At 67.1% G+C, this 16,789-nt stretch carries 11 protein-coding genes, 1 other RNA gene and 1 riboswitch; of the genes, 1 reads left to right on the forward strand and 11 read right to left on the reverse strand.

The features are described 5' to 3' along the window. Position 1: 1 nt before the first annotated feature. From petA to PA01_04345, 6 genes are all read right to left on the reverse strand, one after another. On the reverse strand, positions 2-595 hold the full coding sequence (gene petA / locus PA01_04325) for a ubiquinol-cytochrome c reductase iron-sulfur subunit (protein KON80951.1): 594 nt from the start codon (positions 593-595) through the stop codon (positions 2-4). Between the two features lie 189 nt (positions 596-784). Continuing rightward, positions 785-1,378, reverse strand: a complete 594-nt coding sequence (gene recR, locus PA01_04330; GenBank protein ID KON80952.1) for a recombination mediator RecR — start codon at positions 1,376-1,378, stop codon at positions 785-787. Continuing rightward, positions 1,379-1,702 carry a YbaB/EbfC family nucleoid-associated protein gene (locus tag PA01_04335; GenBank protein ID KON80953.1) on the reverse strand — a complete coding sequence of 108 codons (324 nt, stop codon included), beginning with the start codon at positions 1,700-1,702 and terminating at the stop codon, positions 1,379-1,381. It abuts the gene before it with no gap. Positions 1,703-1,726: 24 nt separating this feature from the next. Further along, entirely contained in the window at positions 1,727-3,703 is a 1,977-nt protein-coding gene (dnaX, locus tag PA01_04340) for a DNA polymerase III subunit gamma/tau (GenBank protein KON80954.1), read from the reverse strand. 144 nt (positions 3,704-3,847) lie between these two features. After that, an RNA gene (gene ffs, locus PA01_18540) (signal recognition particle sRNA small type) lies at positions 3,848-3,946 on the reverse strand. Between the two features lie 142 nt (positions 3,947-4,088). Beyond that, positions 4,089-5,780: an AMP-binding protein gene (locus PA01_04345; GenBank protein ID KON80955.1), complete on the reverse strand. Its 1,692-nt coding sequence runs from the start codon at positions 5,778-5,780 to the stop codon at positions 4,089-4,091. Positions 5,781-6,248: 468 nt separating this feature from the next. Between PA01_04345 and PA01_04350 the strand changes: the two genes are divergently transcribed. Then, positions 6,249-7,241 carry an SGNH/GDSL hydrolase family protein gene (locus tag PA01_04350; protein KON80956.1) on the forward strand — a complete coding sequence of 331 codons (993 nt, stop codon included), beginning with the start codon at positions 6,249-6,251 and terminating at the stop codon, positions 7,239-7,241. Positions 7,242-7,458: 217 nt separating this feature from the next. Here PA01_04350 and PA01_04355 read toward each other — a convergent pair whose 3' ends face one another. The 5 genes from PA01_04355 to nirB all read right to left on the reverse strand — a co-directional run bounded on the left by PA01_04355 (position 7,459) and on the right by nirB (position 16,267). Beyond that, positions 7,459-10,272 carry a molybdopterin-dependent oxidoreductase gene (locus PA01_04355; protein ID KON80957.1) on the reverse strand — a complete coding sequence of 938 codons (2,814 nt, stop codon included), beginning with the start codon at positions 10,270-10,272 and terminating at the stop codon, positions 7,459-7,461. Positions 10,273-10,304: 32 nt separating this feature from the next. After that, a complete protein-coding gene (locus PA01_04360; protein ID KON82298.2) occupies positions 10,305-12,092 on the reverse strand; it encodes a bifunctional protein-serine/threonine kinase/phosphatase in 1,788 nt (595 codons plus the stop codon). Between the two features lie 21 nt (positions 12,093-12,113). Then, positions 12,114-13,328 carry a NarK/NasA family nitrate transporter gene (locus tag PA01_04365; GenBank protein KON82299.1) on the reverse strand — a complete coding sequence of 405 codons (1,215 nt, stop codon included), beginning with the start codon at positions 13,326-13,328 and terminating at the stop codon, positions 12,114-12,116. A 120-nt stretch (positions 13,329-13,448) separates the two neighbouring features. Further along, positions 13,449-13,802, reverse strand: a complete 354-nt coding sequence (nirD, locus tag PA01_04370; GenBank protein ID KON80958.1) for a nitrite reductase small subunit NirD — start codon at positions 13,800-13,802, stop codon at positions 13,449-13,451. Between the two features lie 8 nt (positions 13,803-13,810). Further along, positions 13,811-16,267 (reverse strand): nitrite reductase large subunit NirB, encoded by a 2,457-nt coding sequence (gene nirB / locus PA01_04375; protein KON80959.1) that lies wholly within the window; start codon positions 16,265-16,267, stop codon positions 13,811-13,813. A 353-nt stretch (positions 16,268-16,620) separates the two neighbouring features. Then, positions 16,621-16,705: riboswitch (cyclic di-GMP riboswitch) on the forward strand. The last annotated feature ends 84 nt before the right edge of the window (positions 16,706-16,789 follow it).

Raw genomic sequence — 16,789 nt, forward strand, 5'->3', positions numbered from 1 at the left:
CTTAGGCCTTTGCGTCGTCACCGATGAGAATCCGCGTATCCGCGAGGAACTTGTAGGGCGGAATCTCGAGATTGTCCGGCGCCGGCATGCTGCGATAGACGCGCCCGGCAAGGTCGAACAGGGAGCCATGGCAGGGGCACAGGAAACCGCCTGGCCAGTCCGGCCCCACGCCGCTTTCGGCACCGACCTTGAACTTGTCGCTCGGCGAACAGCCCAGATGGGTGCAGATGCCGACCGCGACGAGGTATTCGGGGTTGATCGAACGGTGCTTGTTCTGCGCGTATTCCGGCTGCATCGGTTTTTCCGAAGCCGGATCGCTCACCAGCGGCTCGGTCTTTTCCAGCGACGCGAGCATTTCCGGCGTGCGCCGCAGGATCCACACCGGCTTGCCGCGCCACTCCACGGTCATCATCTCGCCCGGTGCGAGCTTGCCGATATCCGCTTCGACCGGAGCGCCTGCCGCCTTGGCGCGTTCCGACGGCGTCAAACTGGCAACGAACGGCACCGCCGTCGCGACCACTGCAACGCCACCGACCGCCGACGTTGCGACAAGCAGTTGGCGACGGCCACTGTCCATCTTCTGATCCATGCTCATGACATCATTCCTGAAAAGAAAGCCATTCCCGGATACAAAAAAACTGCCGGATTCTATCAAACTGGCCGCAACATAAAAAGCATAAAGCTCAAAGGTGTATTCGGATCATGTATTTAGCATCGCGCACGAAGGCCCGGAACGCAGCGGCAACGCGGCGTTTTGTGCGGTGCAACAGCCTACTCCGGGGAATCAGAGGGGGCGCCTCTCGACGAGCGCCTGCGCGATCGTGCCGGTGTCGGTGTGCTCGAGTTCGCCGCCCACCGGCACGCCCCGCGACAGACGGCTGACCCTGATGCCACGCGCGGCGAGCAGTTCCGCGACGATGTGGGCGGTCGCCTCGCCTTCATTCGTGAAGTTCGTCGCGAGGATCACTTCCTGCACGGTGCTGTCGGCGACCCGGGCGAGCAGCTTGTCGAACTTGAGCTCGCGCGGACCGATGCCGTCGAGCGGCGACAGACGGCCCATGAGGACGTAATACAGGCCGTTGTACGCATGGGTCTGCTCGATCACCGCGAGATCGGCCGGCATTTCGACGACGCACAGCAGCGACGCGTCGCGCTGCGGGCTCGCACAGCGCTGGCAGATCTCGGTTTCGGTAAACGTGTTGCAGCGTTCGCAATGACGCAGCACCGCGAGCGCATTGCCGAGCGCCCGGGCAAGGCGGTCGGCGCCGCGCTGGTCGCGCTGCAAAAGATGGTAGGCCATGCGCTGCGCGGACTTCGGCCCGACTCCGGGCAGGCCGCGCAGCGCGTCGATCAGCTCGTCGAGACTGGAAGGGGACATTCAGAACGGCAGCTTCATCCCGGGCGGCAGGTTGAGGCCGGACGTGAAGCCCGCCATTTTCTCCTGCGTCGTGGTTTCCACACGTCGCACCGCGTCATTGACAGCGGCGGCGAGGAGATCCTCGAGCATTTCCTTGTCGTCCATCACCGAGTCGTCGATGGTCACCCGGCGCACGTCGTACTTGCAGGTCATCAGCACCTTGACCATCCCGGCGCCCGACTGCCCTTCGACTTCGACCGAAGCCAGCTGGTCCTGCATCTTCTTCATGTTTTCCTGCATCTGCTGGGCCTGTTTCATCAGCCCGGCAATTCCGCCTTTCATCATCGCCAGATTCTCCGCATGAGGAATTCAAAGTGGTCTTACCGACGCTTCCACGAGGGACGCGTCGAATCGTTCCATCAGTTCACGCACGAAAGGGTCGCTCTCGAGCGCCGCGACGGCCTCGATGTGCCGCGCCCGTTTTTCTGCCTGGTCGCGCTGCGCCGGGGTTTCGCCGGCGATCGCGCCGGTCTCGATCCTGAGCCGCAGCGGACTCCCATATTGCACCGCGAGCGCGTCCTGCAGGCGGTCGACGAGCCCCGGATTCATGCCGAGCAAATGGCGATGGGTCTCGGACAGCCGAAGGTTCAGCACGCCGTCGGCAAATCCGGCCCATTCGCAGTGCTGCGCCAGTTCCCGCACCATCCCGCCAAGGCCCAGTGCGCGCAGGATCGCATGCCATCCGCCGGCTGCGAAGGCCGACGCGATTCCGGTCATCGTTGTGCCAGCGGACGCAGCCGTGGCTTGCTGCCGCTCGGCACACGCAACAGCACTCCCGGCTGCCGCCGTCGCGCTTCGTTCTGGCACAGCCCGCTCGACCTCCGCGTTGCCTGAGCGCAGGGGGCCCGACACAGCCGACGAGACCGCTTGCGACACGGAGCCTTCGGCGAACGCTTCCGGCGGCAGATCCTCCCACGGCGGAACGGAGTTCGACGGTTCGACCGGACTTTCGGTGACTGCCCCGGCGCGGCCCGGCGACGAAGCTGTCCCGGCTTCGGCGATCGCGCGTTCGCGTCGGGGCTGCTCCGGCGGCAGCACCTTTGCGACCGCGGGGCTTGCCGGCGGCGCCGCATCGCGTGGCGCCACCGGTGCCGTCGTTCGTGCTGCGAAGCTCGCGGCCGGCCGGGGCGACGGAGAGATGACACGCGCGCGCCCGGCCCCGCCTCCGCCCGCCGCATCGTCGGGACTGCCGAGCGGCGCCGGCTGTTCGGGGCGAAACGCGTGCAGGCGCAACAGGCTCATCGTGAAGCCCGCATAGTCGTCCGGCGCCAGCGACAGTTCATCGCGCCCGTGGATGGCGATCTGGTAGGCGAGTTGCAGGAACTCGGCGTCGAAAGCCTCGGCATACGGGGCGAGACGTTGGCGTTCCGCCTCGTCGGCGATCGCCGCCGGGGCGAACTGCGCGAGCGCGATGCGGTGCAGCAGCGAGGCGAGCGCCTGCAACGCCGCGTCGAACGACAGACTGCGCGCCTCCATGCGGTCGGCCACTGCGAGCATCCCGGCGACGTCGCCCGCTGCCAGCGCGTCGAGCACGGCATACAGATGGTCGTCGCCGACCGTGCCGAGCATGTGCGAGACCGGCTCTTCCTCGACGCGCCCCGAACCGTGCGCGATCGCCTGGTCGAGCAGCGACAGCGCGTCGCGCATCGAGCCGTTTGCCGCCTTGGCAAGGTGGCGCAGTGCGGGGGCCTCGAATGGCACGCCTTCGGCCTCGAGGATGCCGCCGAGATGGTCGATGATGTGGCCCGGGGGCATCTGCTTGAGGTTGAACTGCAGGCAGCGGGAGAGCACGGTGACCGGGATTTTCTGCGGGTCCGTCGTCGCGAGGATGAACTTGACGTGTTCGGGAGGCTCTTCGAGCGTCTTCAGCATCGCGTTGAACGCATGCCCGGTCAACATGTGGACTTCGTCGATCATGTAGACCTTGTAGCGCCCCTGCACCGGCGCATAGACCGCCTTGTCGAGCAGCGCCGCCATGTCCTCGACGCCGCGGTTCGAAGCCGCGTCCATCTCGACGTAGTCGGGAAAACGGTCCGCGTCGATCGCGCGGCAGGCGGCGCAAGTGCCACACGGCTCGGGGGTGACGCCGGTCTCGCAGTTCAGCGCTTTGGCGAGAATGCGCGAAATGGTCGTCTTGCCGACGCCGCGCGTGCCGGTGAACAGCCACGCGTGGTGGAGCCGGCCGCTCGCGAGCGCATGGCTGAGCGCCCGGACGACGTGTTCCTGGCCGACCAGCGTCGCGAAATTCTTCGGGCGCCACTTGCGGGCGAGAACCTGATAACTCATGGCAGGATTCTAGCAGAGCGGCCCTCGTCCCGCGGCGCCCCCGCCCGACGGACAACACGCATGCGCGCGTGAAACGGGCGCCGCCGGCCCAAATGAGCCGAAGGGCGTCTTCATCGGAAGACGCCCTTCGCGCGATTGTTTCGGGGTGGCGAGCCTGACCCCCGGCACTTGCAGGGAACGGCTGTGGCTGCTGCCTTCCGGCCCTGACCAGGTTCACCGCGCTGCAATGCGGGGAGACCCGCCACGGCCGCAATTGTACCAGCTTTGCAGCGGCCGGGCGGCTCCGGTGATGCGGTGCGCAACTGTTCCGGTCCCGTTCGGGCAGAGCTTGTGGACGCCCGAACGGTGCCGTGCTACCGGCCCAGCGCGAACGGGTCTTTCGGGATCAGCCTTTCAGCTCCGGGAAGTCCTCTTCGAAGAACTCCAGCGCGCCGCGCACTGTCGAGGCGTCCTTGCCCTGCTCGCTCCGGCGCAGCTCGACGCGCCGGATCTTGCCCGAGATGGTCTTCGGCAGGTCCGAGAATTCGATGCGGCGAATGCGCTTGTATGGTGCGAGCTTGTCGCGCGTGAAGGCGAAAATGTCTTTCGCGAGCTCCTTGCCGGCCTCGAAGCCCGGGGCGAGGATCACGTAGGCTTTCGGCACCGCAAGGCGCACCGGATCCGGGCTCGGCACGACCGCGGCTTCGGCGACCGCGGGGTGCTCGATCAGCACCGACTCGAGCTCGAACGGGCTGATGCGGTAATCCGACGCCTTGAACACGTCGTCGGCCCGGCCGACGTAGGTGATGTAGCCGTCGGCATCGATGGTCGCGACGTCCCCGGTGTGGTAGTGGCCGTTGCGCATGACTTCGCTGGTTTTCTCGGCGTCGCCGGCATAACCGAGCATCAACCCGACCGGACGCTTCGCGAGCACCAGCGACACTTCGCCCTCTTCGGCCGGCTTGTCGTCGGCGTCGAGCAGCGCGATCGTGTAGCCGGGCAACGGGCGGCCCATCGAACCGGACTTGAGCACCTGCCCCGGCGTGTTGCCGATCTGCGCAGTCGTTTCGGTCTGGCCGAAGCCGTCGCGGATCGTGATGCCCCACGCCTTCTTCACCTGGTCGATGACTTCGGGGTTGAGCGGTTCGCCGGCACCGATCAGCTCGCGCAGGTTCGTCTTCACCGACGCGAGATCCTGCTGGATCAGCATGCGCCACACGGTCGGCGGCGCGCACATCGTCGTGATTTCGTATTTCACCAGCACATCGAGCAGCGCGCGCGCGTTGAAGCGGTTGTAGTTGTACAGGAACACGCACGCGCCGGCGTTCCACGGCGCGAAGAAGCAACTCCACGCATGCTTCGCCCAGCCCGGGGAGCTGATGTTCATGTGGCGGTCGCCCGGCTGCAGGCCGATCCAGTACATCGTCGACAGGTGGCCGACCGGGTAGGACTGGTGGCTGTGCTCGACGAGCTTCGGCTTCGACGTCGTGCCGGACGTGAAATACAGCAGCAACGGGTCGGTGACGCGAGTCACCCCTTCAGGCGTGAACTCGGGCGACGCTGCGTATGCGTCCTCGAACGAGAGCCAGCCCCCAGTCGCGCCGCCGACGCTGATGCGCGTGTAGTCGCCGGGAAGTTCCGCGAACTTGTCGGTGTGGGCCTTGCCGATGACGACATGCCTGACCTGGCCGCGATCGAGACGGTCGAGCAGATCTTCGGGCGTCAGCAACGTGGTCGCCGGGATCACGACCGCGCCGAGCTTGATCGCCGCGAGCATCGTTTCCCACAGCGGCACTTCGTTGCCGAGCATGATCAGGATGCGGTCGCCACGCGCGACGCCCTGCGCGCGCAGCCAGTTCGCGACCCGGTTCGAGCGGGCCGACATCTCGGCGAACGACAGCTTCGCCTCCTGCCCGTCTTCCTCGACGATCCACAGCGCCGGCTTGTCGTTGCCTTGCGCCATCGTGTCGAAGTAGTCCAGCGCCCAGTTGAATTCGGTCAGTTGCGGCCACTGGAAGCCGGCATACGCGGTGGCGTAGTCGGTCCGGTTGGCCAGCAGGAAGTCGCGCGCTTTCAGAAACTCGGCCACTGCAGTCATGTGCTCTCCTTTCCCATATGCAACGCCGCGGACGTCCGTCCGCGACGCGTGTTATACGCCGGCTCGCAGTCCCTGGCTGCCACGTCCTGCACCACGGCGTGGCGCAGAAGCGGGGAAACAGTCCGCTGCTGGCGGAATGATTCGGCTCCGGCGATCCATGAAGATCGCCGGGCGGTATTGTGACGTTGACGTCAACGTCACGCAATCATCTCTCGCCGGTAGCCCGCAGCGGTCGAGCGGCCGGACGTTTTCGAGCACTTCGTGCTTCGCCGAATCCGCCAGTCGACCCCAGCCGCAGGAAAGCGTCGAAAAAATTTACAGCCCCGCTTGCGCACGAACCAAATACCTCAGGCTGTCCCGTTTAAACAGCGGTTTGCATGCCGCAGGAATGCTCCTTGCTGCCTCCGGACGACTCTTCATCGACCACGCAGCGAGGGCTTCATGCGTATGTCCAGCACTATCCGGTTCATGCTTTTGCTCACGCTGCTTCCGGTCACGGCGCTCGCAGCCCCTTTCAGCAATGTCTATTTCTTCGGCGACAGCCTGTCCGATACCGGCAACGACTTCCTCCTCAGCAGCGCGATCAACGCCGGCGATCCGGACTTTCCCATCGTCCCCGACCCGATCGGTTACCCCGCTTCCGGGCGATTCTCGAATGGCCCGGTATATTCGGAACTCTTCGCGAGGCGGCTCGGTTTCGACCTGCAGCCGTCGCGGCTCGGCGGGACGAACTACGCCTATGGCGGCGCGGGGACCGGTGCGGTGATCCTGCCCGGCTCGTCGAGCTTCATCGAGCAAGTGGAGCAATACGTCGGCGCTGCGGGCGGCGCGGACCCCGACGCGCTCTACGTCCTGTTCGTCGGATCGAATGATGTCCAGGACATTTTCGACGGTGCGCCGCCCGCCGCGACGATCGAGGCGGCGATCGGTCGAATCGGCACGGCCATCGAGGCCCTCGCGCTCGAAGGGGTGAATCATTTCCTGATTCCCAACATCCCCGATCTGGGGCTCGTGCCGGCGACCACCGGGAACGGCGCGACTGCGCGAAACGACGAGGCGACTGCCGTCAGCTTCGCGTTCAACGCTGCACTCGCCGCGTTGCTCGACAGCTTCGATCACCTCGACCTCCGGACTTTCGACACGTTCGCGCTGCTTAACGATGTCGTCATGAATCCTGCCGCGTTTGGCCTCGCGGACGCGCAGCACTGGTGTCAGCGCGAGATCGGCGTCACGCCGGACGGCCAGCCGCAATACGAGCTGCTGTGCAGCGCGGCCGAAGCCGACCGCCATCTCTTCTGGGACTACACCCACCCGACGACCGCAGGACACCGCGCGCTCGCCGACGCGCTGTTCGCCGCACTGCAGATTCCGATCCCGGAACCGGGAACGTTCGCGCTGCTGCTCGCGAGCCTTGCCGCCTTCGCGCTGCACCGACGCCGGCCGCGCTCCGTCCGAGCATAACCGGCAGCGTGCCCCGCCGTCGAATCCTTCATCCGGCGCTGTCACCGGTCCGGCGGCAGCGGGCGCGCAAACTACCCGCTCTTCCTCAAACGGCTTGGCCTGCCTGGGCGAAGAAGACGCATGAAGCCGGCGGATCATCACTTGCCGGTTCGCGCCGGATCCGGATCGAGCACGTCGCCCGTCCGCGCGGAACAACCGGCGCCTTCGGCTGGGCCCGTTACGCCATGCTGCCTCCGGCGGCGACGAGGCGCTTGATCTCCGGTACGCACGAGCCGCAGCTCGTGCCGCATTTGAGTTTCGCCTGCAGCACGTCGAAGCCGTCGCCGCCGGCGATCGCTGCGGCGATGTCGCTTTCCGCGACGTTCAGGCACGTACACACGATGCGGCCACGGCTCTTCGCCGCCGCCGGTGGGTTCGCGAGCGGCGCGAGGATCCAGCGGCGCAGGTCGGCAGTCGGCTGGCGCTCGACGAGCACGTCGCGCAGCCAGCCGGCCGCCGCCGTTTCGCCGGTGAGGCGCAGGCCGACGAGCAGCCCGTTGTCGATGCGCGCGCGCTTCGTCACGCCGCGCCGGGTGTCGCTGTACGCGAGGCAATGCTCGTCGTCGAGCCCGAGCATGGCATCGAGCTCGGCGAGCCACTCGGGCGGGATCGGCTGGTGGTGCGCGATGCGCAGCACGACCGCGGGATGGTCGCGGCCGGCGAGCGCGAGCGACGCGTAGCTGAAGCGCTCGAGCCACGGCGCGAGCGCCGCCGCACGTTGCAGCGCGAGACCGGCCGCGTTCGCCGCGCCGCTGCCCGCGACCGTGCCAGGGACTTCGTTCGACGCTGCGTCATCGTTCCAGCTCCCCTCCTCCTCGCCGGCCGCACCGGGCTCGCCGCGCATGATCAGCGCCTGGAACGGCAGCACCGCTTTTTCGACCTGCACCGTCGCATGCTTGAGCTCGGGCTGCTTCGAAAACGGATCGAAGTCGCGCAGCGTCAATGCGTTCGCGCCAGCCGAGTTCAGGCTGTTGCCGCCCCAGTGCATCGCGATGAACGCCTGGCCGGAGCGGATTTCCGGCGAGGCTTCGGCGCGCAGCACGACGTCGCCGCGGCGGCTCCTGACGCGCGCGAGATCGCCGCTTTTCAGCCCGCGCAGCGCGAGGTCGTCAGCGTGCATCTCGATGCGGGCTTCGTCGACGTGGTTGTAGAGTCGCGCGACCTTGCCGCTGCGGCTCATGCCGTGCCACTGATCGCGCAGCCGGCCGGTCGTCAGGTGCAGCGGATAGCGCGCGTCGGCGCGCTCGGCGGTTAGCCGCTCGGTCGGCACGATGAAATGCGCCCGGCCGTCCGCAGTCGGGAAACGGCCGTCGGCATAAAGCCGGCTACGGCCGGCTGTATCGGCGACCTTCGCGCTTTTGGGAAATGGCCACTGCTGCGGACCGGCCGCATCGAGCAGCGCGTACGACAGCCCCGTGATGTCGAGGTCACGCCCGGCAGTCGAGGCGGCGTGCTCTGTGAAGATTTCGGACGGCGCCGCGTACGGGAAGAGCCGCGCCGCGTCCTTGCCGATACGCGGCCCGAGTTCGCGCGCGAAGTCGCAGATGATGCGCCAGTCCGGATGCGCTTCGCCCGGCGGCGGCAAGGCGCGGTGAACGTGGGTGATGCGCCGCTCCGAGTTCGTCACCGTACCTTCCTTCTCGCCCCACGTCGCCGCCGGCAGCAGCAGATCGGCGAACGGCGCCGTCTCGGTGTTGCCGTAGGCCTCCTGCAGCACGACGAAGTCGCAGCGCGCGAGGGCTTCGCGCACCCGCTCCTGCTCCGGCAGCGACTGCGCAGGGTTCGTGCACGCGATCCACAGCGCCTTGATCCTGCCGTCGTGCGCCGCGTCGAAGAGTTCGATCGCGGTCAGCCCCGGCGCCGAAGGCACCTCGTCGACGCCCCACAGCCGCGCGACTTCGGCGCGATCCTCGGCGTTCGCGAGATCGCGGTGACCGGACATCAGGTTCGCCATGCCCCCGACTTCGCGCCCGCCCATCGCGTTCGGCTGGCCGGTCAGCGAGAACGGACCGCAGCCGGCGCGGCCGATCTTGCCGGTCGCGAGCGACAGCGCAATCAGCGCAGTACCGTTGTGCGTGCCGTGGGTGGACTGGTTCAGCCCCTGGCACCACAGCGACATCGCCGCGTTCGCCTCGCCCCACCAGCGCGCCGCCATGACGATGTCGTCGGCGCCGCGCCGGCCGAGCCCGCAGACTTCGGCAGCGACCGCCGGCGTGACGTCGCGCACGTGGTCGCGCAGCGCAGCGAACCCGTCGGTGTGCTCGCGCACGAAAGCCTGGTCGACGTGGCCTTCCCACAGCAGCACGTTGAGCATCGCGTTGTAAAGCCAGATGTCGGTACCGGGCAGGACTGGCAAGTGCAGGTCGGCGGCCGCCGCGGTGTCGGTGCGGCGCGGATCGACGACGATGATCTTCATCGCCGGACGCGCCGCTTTCGCGTCCTCGATGCGGCGGAACGCGACCGGATGCGCGTACGACGGGTTCGCGCCGGCGATCAAGAGGCAGTCGGTGTGCGCGAAGTCCTCGTATGAACACGGCGGCGCGTCCGCGCCCAGCGTCTGCTTGTACGCCGCGACGGCGCTCGACATGCACAGGCGCGAGTTCGAGTCGATGTTGTTCGTGCCGATCAAGCCTTTCACGAGCTTGTTGAAGACGTAGTAGTCCTCGGTCAGCAGCTGGCCGGAGATGTAGAACGCCACCGACTCCGGGCCATGCTCGTTGATCGCGGCGGCAAAACGTTCGGCGGCGGTCGCGAGCGCGATGTCCCAGCTCGCGCGGCGGCGCGGCATCCCGCGCGCGGCGCGCAGCTCCGGGTGCAGCAGCCGGGTTTCGGGCCGCGCGGAGAGGTGCAGCGTCGCGCCTTTCGTGCACAGGCGCCCGAAGTTTGCCGGGTGTTCGGGGTCGCCGGCGACGCCGGTGATGCGGCGATCGTCATGTTCGATCAGGACGCCGCAGCCGACGCCGCAGTAGGGACAGGTGGCTTTCGTTTTCATCGGGGGCTCCGCGGGAGAGGCTCGTCATCGGTCTAGCGCCGACTGAGCAGGAACAACAGGATCAGGTTCAGCAGCAGCGACGCGGCGGTCAGGAGCTTGAGCGCGAGCGCCGGGTTGCGCGCGACGAGCGGTACGCGGCGATGCGTCGCGAGCGGACGGTGCGCGCCGCGTTCGAGTGCGAGCACGAACTCCTCGGCAGTCTCGAAGCGGTCCTTTGCGTCGCGCGCGCAGGCTTTCAGCAGCACCGCTTCGAGCCACGCCGGCGTGTCCGGGCGGTAGCGCGTCGGCGGCACCGGCTCGCCGAAGCGCGGCCGCTGGAACGGCTCGACTTCGCCGTACGGGTACTTGCGCGTCAAGAGTTCATACAGCGTCACGCCGCACGCGTAGAGGTCCGACGACTCGTTCGCCGTGCCGCCGTTGAAAAGTTCGGGCGCCATGTAGGACGGCGTGCCGGGGTTGTTGATTTCGCGCAGGTCTTCGGCGTCCGACGCGGCGACGCCGAGGTCGAGCAGCCGCAGCTGGCCGGGGCGGTCGACGTGCACGTTGTCGGGCTTGATGTCGCGATGCACGATGCCGAGCCGATGCAGGCTGCCGACCGCGCGCAGCAGCGGCACGCCGAGCGCGACGAGCTCGTGCGGCGCGAAGCGGTGGCCGCGCGCGAGCTTCGCTTTGAGCGTCTCGCCTTCGTGCCAGCTCATCAGGTAATAGAGCGCGCTGCGCGCATCGGCTTCCGCGACCGCGGGGAAGCTTTGCGAAGGCACGCGTCGCGCGAGCCATTCCTCGCGCAGCAACGCGCTCGCCGCCTCGTCGTCGGCCGCGTCCGGACGCAAGGTCTTCAGCACCAGCGCTTCACCGGTCGCGAGACGCGTGACGCGGTACAGCAGCGTCACGCGCGATTCGTGCAGCAGTTCCTCGATCCGCAAGTCGTCGAGCACGTCGCCTGCCTTCAGCCGCGGGGGCAGCGGCAGGTGGCGCGCGCCGGCGTAGCAGTCGCGCAGCGTGTCCGGCGGCACCGCCTCGACGTTCGCGACCAAAGCGGTGCAGTTGTCGGTGGCACCGCGCGCCAAGGCTTCGAGCGTCAGCACGTCGGCCGCGTCTTCGGCGCAGGGGTGGCGCTTCAGGATCTCGATGATGCCGCCGTCGCCGAGCGCGCCCCATACGCCGTCGGTGACGAGCACGAAACGGTCGCCGGCGGCCAGCTCGCCGTCGTCATAGTCGACGGCGAGCTGCGCATCGAGTCCGACCGCGCGGCGCAGCACGTTGCTGAGCTCGGGGTGTTCCCAGGTGTGGTCTTCGGTCAGGCGCCACAGTTCGCCATCGCGCAGCAGGTACGCGCGCGAATCGCCGACGTGTGCGACGTGGTAACGGCGCCCGCGCAGCACGAATGCGGTCAGCGTCGTCGCCATGCCGGCGTACTCGCGCGACTTCGCCGACTGGGCGAGCAGCCAGCGGTTCAGCGCGGCGATCACGGCATCGAGCGATTTCTCGACGCTCCACGTGTCGGGCGTCGAGAAATAGTCGGCGAGCAGTCCGCGCACCGAATATTCGGCCGCCTCCCGGCCGCGCGCGTGGCCGCCGACCCCATCGGCGATCGCGAGCAGCAGCCCCTTCGCCGCAAGCGGCGCGCCTTCGGGCGTCACCGCCCCGACGAAATCCTCGTTGCCGGGCCGCAGCCCCTGCTGCGACGCGTGGCCGAGCGTGACTTCGAGTGATTTCGCTGCGGCACGAGGCGACGACGACGCGGGGACGGGGACAGCCGCGTTCCCCGGCGGCCCGGGAGCGGGCCTGAACCGCGAACTCGCATCGATGATCCGCGCCACGCCGCTTCTCCGCAAAACGCGTCAGATCTTCGCCGACGTCAGGTGTGCCGCGCCCCACGTCGTGCGCCAGCGCGTCTTGACCGCAGTGAGCCCGACGAGCGCCGCGAGCGCGAGCGCGGCGAAGATCAGGAACCCGGATTGATAGCTCCCGGTCGCCTGTTTCGCGTAGCCGAGCGAGGACGCGAGATAGAAACCGCCCACGCCGCCGGCCATGCCGACCAGTCCCGTCATCACGCCGATCTCCTTGCGAAAGCGCTGCGGCACGAGCTGGAACACCGCGCCGTTGCCCATCCCGAGCGCGAGCATCGCAGCGACGAACACGACGAGCGCCATCCACGCCGCCGGCAAGCCGACGCTGACGACGCCGAGGAACAGCGCCGCGAGCACGTACATCACCGACAGGCTCTTAATGCCGCCGATGCGGTCGGCGACCGCGCCGCCGATCGGACGCACCATCGAGCCGGCGAACACGCACGCGGAGGTGAAATAGCCTGCCATCTTCGCGTCGAGGCCGTACTGCGTATTGAAGTAGATCGTCAGCGACGATGCCAGCCCGACGAAGCCGCCGAAAGTGACCGCGTAGAAGAACATGAACCACCACGCGTCCTTGTCCTTCAACACCCTGAAATACTCGGCGACGGGCTTCGCCGGCGGACACTCTGGCGCGTCCTTCGCGACGAGGAGATAGAACCCGAACACCAGCACGAGCGGCACCAGCGCGAGGCCGAACACGTTCGTCCAGCCATACACCGCGGCGAGTCCCGGCGCGACCAGCGCGGCGATCGCGGTACCGGAATTGCCGGCGCCGGCGATGCCGAGCGCCGTGCCCTGGTGCTCGGGCGGATACCAGCGCGACGCGAGCGGCAGCGCGACCGCGAACGACGCGCCGGCGACGCCGAGGAACACCCCGAGCAGCAGCGTCTGCTCGTAGCTATGGATCCCGAACTGCCACGCGACGAACAGCGCCGCGATGACGATGACCTGGCCGATCGCGCCGGTCATCTTCGGCTTCAGGTGGTCGACGAGCACGCCCATGAAGATCCGCAGGATCGCGCCGGCGAGCACCGGGATCGCGACCATCAGGCCTTTCTGCGCGTGGTCGAGGCCGAGGTCGGCAGCGATCTGCACGCCCAGCGGCCCGAGGATCACCCACACCATGAACGCGAGGTCGAAATACAGGAAAGCCGCGAGCAGCGTGGGCGGGTGGCCGGCTTTGAGGAAAGCTTTCTTGTCCATCGGGTTGGCTCCGGAATCGGTGCTGCGATCAGAAAATTGGGTGCAAGGCGCTGCGCTCGTGGCTGCGGCGAAACCGTGTTTCGACCGCGTCGAAGCGTCGCTTTCCGCCGTGCGGCGCATTTACGCTTTCAGCAGCACCAGCCCGTCGACGAGCTTCACTGCGAACGGCTTCGTGCAGCCGACGTCGGGTGCCGCAGCCTCGCCGCTGTCGAGCTGGATTTTCCAGCCGTGCAGCGGGCACGTGACCTGGCGCCCATGCACGATGCCCTGCGACAGCGGACCGTTCTTGTGCGGGCATTTGTCGTGCATCGCGAAGACCTCGTCGTCGGCGGTGCGGAAGATCGCGATGTCGCCGTGCGCGGACGCGACGACGCGCGCGCCGAGCACCGGGATATCGTCGAGCGCGCAGATCGTTTTCCAGCCGGTCTCGCTGTCGGCTCCCGCGGGGGTCTGGTGAAGGGATATCGCATTCATCGTCTTTCTCACGCTTCCAGGGTTTCGAATTGCGCGCGCTGCGCCGGCGCCGCGTCGGCCGCGTAGCGTTCGGCCCACGGGTCCTTGTAGTCCTGCACCGCGTACAGCAGGCGCTCGTACAGGGCCTTGCGGTTCGCCGCATCCTCGACGACGCGCCTCTTGACGTGCTCGAGGCCGACGCGATGCACGTAATGCACGGTACGCTCGAGGTAGTAGCCTTCCTCGCGGTAGAGCTGCAGGAACGCCGCCGAATACTCGAGCACTTCCTCGCGTGTCGCGACCTTGCACAGGAACTGCGCGACTTCGGTCTTGATGCCGCCGTTGCCGGCGACGTACAGCTCCCAGCCGGAATCGACGCCGATCACGCCGACGTCCTTGATGCCGGATTCGGCGCAGTTCCTCGGGCAGCCGGACACCGCGAGCTTGACCTTGTGCGGGCTCCACATGCCGAACAGCATGCGTTCGAGATCGACACCCATCGCCATCGAGCGCTGCGTGCCGAAGCGGCAGTGCTCGGCACCGACGCAGGTTTTCACGGTGCGGATGCTCTTGCCGTACGCGTGGCCGGTCGGCATGCCGAGATCCTTCCAGACCTTTGGCAGGTCCTCCCTCTTAATGCCGAGCAGATCGATGCGCTGGCCGCCGGTCATTTTCACCGTCGGCACGTTGTACTTCTCGGCGACGTCGGCGATACGGCGCAGTTCGGCCGGCGTCGTCAGCCCGCCGAGCATCTGCGGCACGACCGAATACGTGCCGTCCTTCTGAATGTTCGCGTGCGCGCGCTCGTTGATGAAGCGGCTCTGCGGGTCGTCCTGCGCTTCGTGCGGCCAGGTCGAGATCAGGTAATAGTTCAGCGCCGGGCGGCACGTCGCACAGCCGTTCGGCGTTTTCCACGCCATCATGTCCATCGCGTCGGGGATCGTCAGCAGCTTGTGGTCGCGGATCGCTTTCCTGACGTCGCCATGCGACAGCTCGGTGCACGCGCACACCGCTTTGTCGTGCACGCTGACCGCCTGATAGGCCCCGCCGATCGTCGAGGCGAGGAGCTGCTCGACGAGGCCGGTGCACGAGCCGCACGAGGACGCGGCCTTCGTGTGCTTCTTGACGTCGTCGAGCGTGAAGAGCCCTTTCTCCTTGATCGCCTTGACGATCGTGCCTTTGCACACGCCGTTGCAGCCGCACACTTCGGCGGTGTCGGGCATCGCCGCGGCCTTGTTCTCGCCCTTGTGGCCGGCGTCGCCCAAGTTGTTCTGGCCGAACATCAGGTGGTCGCGGATCGCCGCGATGTCCTGGCCGTCCTTCATCAGCTGGAAGTACCACGCGCCATCCGCGGTGTCGCCGTACAGCACCGAGCCGACGATGCGGTTGTTCCTGATGACGATGCGCTTGTAGACGCCGCCCTGCCGGTCGTGCAGCACGATCTCCTCGGTGTCGGGCCCGCCGGAAAAATCGCCGGCCGAGAACACGTCGATGCCCGTCACTTTGAGCTTTGTCGACGTCACCGAGCCTTCGTAGCGGCCGATGCCGAAGTTCGCGAGGTGGTTCGCACACACTTTGCCCTGCTCGAACAGCGGCGCGACGAGGCCGTACGCGACGCCGCGGTGCGCAACGCATTCGCCGACTGCGTAGATGCGCGGGTCGGTGATCGTCTGCATCGTGTCGGAGACGACGATGCCGCGCACGCGGCCTTCGCCGCAGTAGAGGCCAGCGGACTCGGCGAGCGCGTAGTTCGGACGGATGCCCGCGGCGACGACGACGAGGTCGGCCGGGATCTCGCCGCCGTCCTTGAAGCGTACCGCGGCGACTCGACCGTCTTCGCCTTCGACGAGCGCATCGGTCTGCTTCGACAGCACGAACTTCATGCCTTTCGCTTCAAGCGACGCCTGCAGCAGGTCGGCCGCCGACTTGTCGAGCTGGCGTTCCATGATCCAGTCGGCGAGATGCACGACGGTGACGTCCATGCCGCGCAGCATCAGCCCGTTCGCGGCTTCGAGGCCGAGAAGGCCCGCACCGATGACGACTGCGTGCCGGTAGCGGGCGGCCGCATCGATCATCGCCTCGGTGTCGGCGATGTCGCGGTAAGCGAGCACGCCCGCCAGGTCCTTGCCGGGGATCGGCGGGATGAACGGCGTCGAGCCGGTCGCGATCAGCAGGCGGTCGTACTCGGCGGAGGTCGAGTCGGAAGCGATCACGCGCCGACGCACACGGTCGATCTTCGTGACCATCTTGCCGGCGTGGAGCGTGATGCCGTGGTCGCGATACCAGTCGAGATCGTTCAACATGATCTCCGGCAGCGTCATCTCGCCGGCGAGGACCGGCGACAGCAGGATGCGATTGTAGTTGCCGTGCGGCTCGGCGCCGAACACGGTGATGTCGTACAAGTCGGGGGCGTGCTTGAGCAGTTCCTCGAGCGTGCGTACGCCGGCCATGCCGTTGCCGATCATCACGAGCTTCATTTTCTTCATGCCGTATCTCCTTGCGAATTCAGTCGGCCTGCCCGGCGTGCTGTGACGCCGCCAAGCGCGGCAAGGCCCCAAGCCGAGTTATCGCAAGACCGGTGCCAGCTTCGCACGAGTTCATCAACATATTGTTTTAATTGTCCTTATCGATCGAAGCAGCTTTGAAAATGACAGCTCAGTGGCCGCAAGGAGGACACCAATCCGGTGCATTGTCCGTCATGCTGCACCACAACATGGCGCGCGGCGTGGGCCGGCAAACCGCGCCGCCGGCCCATTTATATTGTTTCTAAATGTAAGTCAAAAGAACTCTGCCCAACTTGTGTCGTAAATTTCCCGCGCTGGCAGTGCGCTGTCGGCAGCTCTGAAAAAGGCAAACCCGTCGAAAGGCGGGGACGCAAAATCACCGGTCTACAGGGGTCGCCCCATGACAGCGGGATTGCCAGGCGGTGGAGTCGCACCCTCTCGGACGAGGGCTGTTCATCTATTGTCCGCATTTCCTCGCGTGTTCCACGGATCGGCCCGGCGCAA

Source organism: Azoarcus sp. PA01 (assembly GCA_001274695.2).
In the GTDB taxonomy this organism is placed as follows: Bacteria; Pseudomonadota; Gammaproteobacteria; order Burkholderiales; family Rhodocyclaceae; genus Aromatoleum.

Excerpts from the sequence above, each read along its gene's own strand:
- petA (KON80951.1), bottom strand. The coding sequence starts at position 595 with ATGAGCATGGATCAGAAGATGGACAGTGGCCGTCGCCAACTGCTTGTC.
- recR (KON80952.1), bottom strand. The coding sequence starts at position 1,378 with ATGTCCCCTTCCAGTCTCGACGAGCTGATCGACGCGCTGCGCGGCCTG.
- PA01_04335 (KON80953.1), bottom strand. The coding sequence starts at position 1,702 with ATGATGAAAGGCGGAATTGCCGGGCTGATGAAACAGGCCCAGCAGATG.
- dnaX (KON80954.1), bottom strand. The coding sequence starts at position 3,703 with ATGAGTTATCAGGTTCTCGCCCGCAAGTGGCGCCCGAAGAATTTCGCG.
- PA01_04345 (KON80955.1), bottom strand. The coding sequence starts at position 5,780 with ATGACTGCAGTGGCCGAGTTTCTGAAAGCGCGCGACTTCCTGCTGGCC.
- PA01_04350 (KON80956.1), top strand. The coding sequence starts at position 6,249 with ATGCTTTTGCTCACGCTGCTTCCGGTCACGGCGCTCGCAGCCCCTTTC.
- PA01_04355 (KON80957.1), bottom strand. The coding sequence starts at position 10,272 with ATGAAAACGAAAGCCACCTGTCCCTACTGCGGCGTCGGCTGCGGCGTC.
- PA01_04365 (KON82299.1), bottom strand. The coding sequence starts at position 13,328 with ATGGACAAGAAAGCTTTCCTCAAAGCCGGCCACCCGCCCACGCTGCTC.
- nirD (KON80958.1), bottom strand. The coding sequence starts at position 13,802 with ATGAATGCGATATCCCTTCACCAGACCCCCGCGGGAGCCGACAGCGAG.
- nirB (KON80959.1), bottom strand. The coding sequence starts at position 16,267 with ATGAAGAAAATGAAGCTCGTGATGATCGGCAACGGCATGGCCGGCGTA.